This is a genomic window from Luteibacter sp., assembly GCF_051958795.1.
Lineage (GTDB): Bacteria > Pseudomonadota > Gammaproteobacteria > Xanthomonadales > Rhodanobacteraceae > Luteibacter.
This window is the reverse complement of the sequence record NZ_JBQCFT010000163.1, coordinates 1-6,371: the sequence shown is the minus strand read 5'-3', so window position 1 is coordinate 6,371 and position 6,371 is coordinate 1. Positions and strand designations below refer to the sequence as shown.

General features: G+C 65.1%; 5 protein-coding genes. 2 read left to right on the top strand and 3 right to left on the bottom strand.

Annotated elements, in window-relative coordinates; translation table 11 throughout:
- The coding region (locus ACTHLF_RS08575; protein ID WP_440326579.1) for a sigma factor-like helix-turn-helix DNA-binding protein at window positions 1-509 on the top strand (509 nt) is incomplete at its 5' end.
- 111 nt (window positions 510-620) lie between these two features.
- Here the strand turns inward: ACTHLF_RS08575 and greA are convergent.
- From greA to carA, 3 genes are read right to left on the bottom strand one after another with little or no spacing between them, the layout of a single operon-like run.
- Window positions 621-1,103, bottom strand: a complete 483-nt coding sequence (gene greA / locus ACTHLF_RS08570; protein ID WP_440326577.1) for a transcription elongation factor GreA — start codon at window positions 1,101-1,103, stop codon at window positions 621-623.
- Window positions 1,100-4,327 (bottom strand): carbamoyl-phosphate synthase large subunit, encoded by a 3,228-nt coding sequence (gene carB, locus ACTHLF_RS08565; RefSeq protein WP_440326575.1) that lies wholly within the window; start codon window positions 4,325-4,327, stop codon window positions 1,100-1,102. Before carB ends, greA begins: the two co-directional genes overlap by 4 nt.
- Window positions 4,328-4,378: 51 nt before the next feature.
- A complete protein-coding gene (gene carA / locus ACTHLF_RS08560; RefSeq protein WP_440326573.1) occupies window positions 4,379-5,518 on the bottom strand; it encodes a glutamine-hydrolyzing carbamoyl-phosphate synthase small subunit in 1,140 nt (379 codons plus the stop codon).
- Window positions 5,519-5,727: 209 nt separating this feature from the next.
- On the opposite strand from carA, the gene ACTHLF_RS08555 reads away from it, so the two are divergent.
- On the top strand, window positions 5,728-6,371 hold a 644-nt coding region (locus ACTHLF_RS08555), incomplete at its 3' end, for a 2OG-Fe(II) oxygenase (RefSeq protein ID WP_440326571.1).

The window sequence follows — 6,371 nt, the reverse complement described above, 5'->3', positions numbered from 1 at the left end:
AGGATTACCCGGAGATCGCGCAGGTGCTGGGCAAGAGCGAGGCCGCCTGCCGGCAACTGGTGCACCGCGCGAAAGAGCAATTGCGTGACGAGCGCCCACGCTACGAAGTGAACCGTGACCTGCACGCCACCCTGGTCCGCCGTTTCGCCGGTGCGATGGCCTCGGGTGACTTCCGCTCCATGCGCGAGATCCTTGCGCCGGATGCGGTGCTGATGGGCGACGGTGGCGGCTACGTCAGCAGCTTCCCCAAGCCGATGGAAGGTGGCGTGCGCATCGCGCAGCTGCTGTATGCCCCAAGCATCCGCAACGACCGCGGCATGCGCGTGGAGATTGCGAGTGTGAACGGCGAGCTCGCCGTCATGCGTTTCTTCGAGGGTGCGCTCGAATCGGTGCAGACCTTCGCCATCAAAGGCGGCCGGATCACGGCGATCCACGTGCAGCGCAACCCGGAGAAGCTGGCGCGGTTTGTTGCCGGCGAAGGCGGCTTCAAGGTGAACTTGCCGTTGTAGGAGCCCACCCTGTGGGCGACATCTTTCGCATCACGGCCACCGGGCCTGTAGCGTCATCGCGAATGGCGTCGCCCACAGGGTGGGCTCCTACGCAGTAAAAATGGGCCATTTTTACTTGTAACGGACGCCCTTGATCTCGTACGTCTTCGTGCCGTTGGGTGCGTTGAAGTCGAACTCGTCGCCTTCGTTCTTGCCGATCAGCGCACGCGCGATCGGTGAGCTCACCGCGATCAGGAACTTCTTGATGTCCGCTTCCAGGTCACCCACGATCTGGTAGGTGACTTCGGCCTCGCTATCCAGGTCGATCAGGTCGACGATGGCGCCGAACACGATGCGCGGAGCGACGGTGAGGCGCTCCGTATCGATGATCTCGGAGTTCGACAGCGCGGCCTCGAGCTCGTTGATGCGGCCTTCGTTGAAGCCGTGCATCTCACGGGCGGCGTGGTACTCCGCGTTCTCCTTCAGGTCACCATGCGCACGGGCTTCAGCCACGGCAGCCACGATCTCCGGACGCTTGACGCGCTTCAGGTACTCCAGCTCGTCACGCAGGCGGTCGGCACCGACCGCGGTCATCGGGGGACGGGTAGCGCTCATGCCTTCAGCTCCTTGTGCAGATCCTGCAGGCTGTTGACTTCCGGTTCCGCGTGGAAATCAAGCGAGTGCACGAGGGCACGCGCGCCTGCGACAGTCGTGGAATACGTGACGCGCTGCTGCAGCGCTTCACGGCGAATCGAGAACGAATCGGAAATGGCCTGCTTGCCTTCCGTCGTGTTGACGATATAGACCACCTCGCCGTTCTTGATCAGGTCGACGATGTGCGGACGGCCTTCGAGCACCTTGTTGATGCGCTCGGCCGGTACGCCGTGGCCCTGGAGGAACTGCGCCGTGCCGGCGGTGGCGACCACGGTGTAACCGCGGGCCGCGACTTCCTGGGCGATCGGCAGCAGGCGATCCTTGTCGGCATCGCGCACGGACATGAACACCTTGCCCTTCGGTGGCGCCTTGATGCCCGCGGCCTCGTGGCCGCGCGCGAAGGCAGCGCCGAACGTGCGGCCCACGCCCATCACTTCGCCGGTCGAGCGCATCTCGGGGCCGAGGATCGGATCCACGTTCTGGAACTTCAGGAACGGGAAGATCGCTTCCTTCACCGAGTAGTACGACGGGATGATTTCCTTCGTGGCGCCCTGCTTCACCAGCGAGCTGCCGGCCATGGCGCGTGCGGCGATCTTGGCCAGCGACATGCCGGTGGCCTTGCACACGAACGGCACGGTACGCGAGGCGCGCGGGTTCACTTCCAGGATGAACACGTCATCGCCCTGGATGGCGAACTGGGTGTTCATCAGGCCGATGACCTTGAGCTCCTGCGCCATCAGCTTCACCTGGCGGCGCATTTCATCCTGCACCTCCTGGCTCAGCGAGTACGGCGGCAGCGAGCACGAGGAGTCGCCCGAGTGCACGCCGGCTTCCTCGATGTGCTCCATGATGCCACCGATGAGCACGTTGCCCTCGGCGTCGGCGACGATATCGACGTCCACTTCCACGGCGTGGTCGAGGAAGCGATCGAGCAGCACCGGCGACTCGTTCGAGACCTGCACGGCCTCGCGGATGTAGCGCGAGAGATCGGCGTCGTCGTGCACGATCTCCATCGCGCGGCCGCCGAGCACGTAGCTCGGGCGCACGACCAGCGGGTAGCCGATCTCACGGGCCAGGGCCAGCGCGTCGTCGGCGTTGCGCGCGGTGCGGTTCGGCGGCTGCTTCAGATCCAGCTTCTGGATCATCTTCTGGAAGCGCTCGCGGTCTTCGGCCAGGTCGATCGAGTCGGCGCTGGTACCGATCACCGGCACGCCGGCGGCCTCAAGCGCACGCGCGAGCTTCAGCGGAGTCTGGCCGCCGTACTGCACGATGACGCCCTTCGGCTTCTCCAGGTCGACGATCTCGAGCACGTCCTCGAGCGTGAGCGGCTCGAAGTACAGGCGGTCGGAGGTGTCATAGTCGGTCGAGACGGTTTCCGGGTTGCAGTTGACCATGATGGTTTCGAAACCATCCTCGCGCAGGGCGAGCGCCGCGTGCACGCAGCAGTAGTCGAACTCGATGCCCTGGCCAATGCGGTTCGGGCCACCGCCGAGGACGATGATCTTGTCCTTGTCGGTCGGGTTCGCTTCGCACTCTTCCTCGTACGTGCTGTACATGTACGCAGTGGTGGTGGCGAACTCGGCGGCGCAGCTGTCGACGCGCTTGTACACCGGGCGCACGCCCAGGGTGCGGCGCAGGTGGCGCAGCGCGCCTTCGTCGGTGCCGACCAGTTCGGCCAGGCGGGCATCGGCGAAGCCCATGCGCTTGAGTTCGCGCAGGCGCGGCTCATCCAGCGCGGTGAGGCCCTGGCGCTGCACTTCGCCTTCGGTCATCACGATGTCTTCGAACGCGGCGAGGAACCACGGATCGATGCGCGTGAGGTCGTGCACTTCCTGCAGCGACAGGCCAGCGCGGAACGCATCGGCGACGTGGAACACGCGATCCGGGCGCGGCTCGCGCAGTTCGCGCTTGAGCGTCTGGAAGCCTTCCTCGCTGCCGATGTCCAGGCCGGTCGGGTTGAGGCCGGTCTTGCCGATCTCGAGACCACGCAGGGCCTTCTGCATCGATTCGTGGAAGGTACGGCCCATCGCCATCACCTCGCCCACCGACTTCATCTGGGTGGTGAGGCGGGCGTCGGCGGCCGGGAACTTCTCGAACGCGAAGCGCGGGATCTTGGTTACGACGTAATCGATCGACGGCTCGAACGAGGCCGGGGTGAGGCCACCGGTGATGTCGTTCTTGAGTTCATCGAGCGTGTAGCCAACGGCGAGCTTGGCGGCGACCTTGGCGATCGGGAAGCCGGTGGCCTTGGAGGCCAGCGCCGACGAACGCGACACGCGCGGGTTCATTTCGATGACGACCACGCGGCCGTCTTCGGCGTTGATGCCGAACTGCACGTTGGAGCCGCCGGTATCCACGCCGATCTTGCGCAGCACCGCGATGGAGGCGTTACGCAGGCGCTGGTATTCCTTGTCCGTCAGGGTCTGTGCGGGAGCCACGGTGATCGAGTCACCGGTGTGCACGCCCATCGGGTCGAAGTTTTCGATCGAGCACACGATGATGCAGTTGTCCGCCTTGTCGCGGACCACTTCCATCTCGAATTCCTTCCAGCCGAGCACCGACTCTTCGACCAGCACTTCGTGCGTGGGCGAGAGCTCGAGGCCGCGGCCGACGATCTCGACGAACTCTTCCTTGTTGTAGGCGATGCCGCCACCCGAACCGCCGAGGGTGAAGCTCGGGCGGATGATGGTCGGGAAGCCGACGGTGGTCTGGATCTCGAGCGCCTGCTCCATCGAGCGGGCGACGGCGGCCTTGGGGCATTCCAGGCCGATATCGGCCATGGCCTTGCGGAACAGGTCGCGGTCTTCGGCCATGCGGATGGCCTCACGCGAGGCACCGATGAGCTCGACGCCGTAGCGCTCGAGCACGCCGTTGTCGGCGAGGTCGAGTGCGCAGTTCAGGCCGGTCTGGCCGCCCATCGTCGGCAGCACCGCATCCGGGCGCTCCTTGGCGATGATGCGCTCGACGGTCTGCCAGTTGATCGGCTCGATGTACACGGCATCGGCCGTGTCCGGGTCGGTCATGATCGTCGCCGGGTTCGAATTGACCAGGACGACGCGGTAACCCTCTTCCTTCAGGGCCTTGCAGGCCTGGGCGCCGGAGTAGTCGAACTCACAGGCCTGGCCGATGACGATCGGGCCGGCGCCGATGATGAGGATGGTCTTTAGGTCGGAACGCTTTGGCATGGTTTTTCTCGCGAATCGAAGGCTGGATGGAGGTGTGTGGCGCGCGGCGTGTTACGCCTGCTTCGCCTTGTGCGCTTCCATCGCGGCAATGAACGTATCGAACAGGTAGCCGACGTCTTCCGGGCCGGGGCTCGCTTCCGGGTGGCCCTGGAAGCAGAACGCCGGCTGGTCCGTGAGGGCGAAGCCCTGCAGGGAGCCGTCGAACAGCGAGGTATGGGTGACGCGGACATTGGCCGGCAGCGTCGCCGGATCCACGGCGAAGCCATGGTTCTGCGAGCTGATCAGCACGCGGCCGGTGTCGTGGTCCTTCACCGGGTGGTTCGCGCCGTGGTGGCCGAACTTCATCTTCAGCGTCTTCGCACCGATGGCCAGCGCCATGATCTGGTGGCCGAGGCAGATGCCGAACACCGGGATCTTCGTGGCGAGGATCGTCTTCGTGGATTCGATGGCGTAGTCGCACGCGGCCGGGTCGCCCGGGCCGTTGGCGAGGAAGATGCCATCGGGGTTCATCGCGAGCACCTCGGCCGCCGGCGTCTCGGCCGGAACCACCGTGATGTCGACGCCACGGCCGGCGAGCAGGCGCAGGATGTTCTGCTTCACGCCGTAGTCGTAGGCCACGACGCGGAACTTCTTCGGCGCGTTGTAGAAGGCCTGTTTGTCGAGGTCGTAAACGCCCTCGCTCCACTGGTAGGTGGTCTTCGTGCTGACGACCTTGGCGAGATCCATGCCGTTGAGGCCGGGGAAGGCCTTTGCCTTGGCCACCGCGGCATCGGCGTCGATCGCGTCGCCGGCCACGATGCAGCCGTTCAGCGCACCCTTCTCACGCAGGATGCGGGTGAGGCGGCGGGTATCGATGCCGGCGATGGCGACGACGTTGTGGCGCTGCAGGTACTGCGGCAGCGGTTCCTGGCTGCGCCAGTTGCTGGCCAGGCGCGGCACGTCGCGCACGATGAGGCCAGCCGCATGAACCTGGCTGGCTTCGACGTCGACGTCGTTGGTACCGGTATTGCCGATGTGCGGGTACGTCAGGGTGACGATCTGCTGGTTGTACGACGGGTCGGTCAGGATTTCCTGATAACCGGTCATGGCGGTGTTGAACACCACCTCACCGACAGTCTCACCGCGGGCACCGACCGAGTGGCCGTGAAAAACGCTGCCGTCTTCGAGAGCAAGCAGAGCAGGAGTACGCATGGGATGGCCGCCTTCGGGTGCAGCAAAGCCCGCAAGCCAGCTTTATAGCGGCTCGTGGGCCTTGGGGATGGGAACGTTTGGGCGGGTAAGAATTGTAGGCGCGAGAGGGCGTTCTGTCCACCGGGTTAGACTGAACGCGTAGGTAGGAATACGCGCCGGATCACCGCTCTGGCACGATACAATGGCTGTTAGTGGTACCTGACCGAGAAATGCCCGCCATGCTGCTCGACCCCGCCCGCCTGGACCGTCCCGACACCGACACCCGGCACGAGCCTTTCTCGTTCATGATCGCCCACGGCCAGTTGCCCGATGAGGCCCGCGGCGAGCTCGACCGTGACTTCCCGCAGTACTCCAGCGCCGGCTTTTTCCCTTACGACGCGGCCGATTGCGGCCCCTCGGTGAATGAGCTGGTCGGCCAGATGACCTCGCGGTCGTTTTCAGCCGCCATCGGGCGCCACCAGCAGATCGAAGGGCTCGAGGACTACCCGACCCTGGTCACCCTGTGCCGGCACCTCAACCGCCGCCACGGCACGATCCACACCGACAGCAAGTCGAAGATCGCCACCGCGCTGATTTACCTCAACCCGATGTGGCCGGATACGAGCGATGGCTGCCTGCGTTTCCTGGCCTCGATCGACAACATCGACGACGTGGTGGCCCCGGAACTGAAGCCGCTCTACGGCGAGTTCGCCGTCTTCCGTCGCGCTGAGAATTCCTTCCACGGCCACCTGCCCTACGAGGGCGAGCGCCGGGTGATCCAGGTTGCCTGGCTCACCTCGGAAGAGGAAAAGGCCCGCAAGACCAAGCGTGGCAAGTTCTCGCGGGCCTTCAAGAAGCTCTTCGGCAAGCTGGA

What these genes read in the sequence shown, in the direction of transcription:
- greA (WP_440326577.1), bottom strand. Translation starts at nt 1,103, where the DNA reads ATGAGCGCTACCCGTCCCCCGATGACCGCGGTCGGTGCCGACCGCCTG.
- carB (WP_440326575.1), bottom strand. Translation starts at nt 4,327, where the DNA reads ATGCCAAAGCGTTCCGACCTAAAGACCATCCTCATCATCGGCGCCGGC.
- carA (WP_440326573.1), bottom strand. Translation starts at nt 5,518, where the DNA reads ATGCGTACTCCTGCTCTGCTTGCTCTCGAAGACGGCAGCGTTTTTCAC.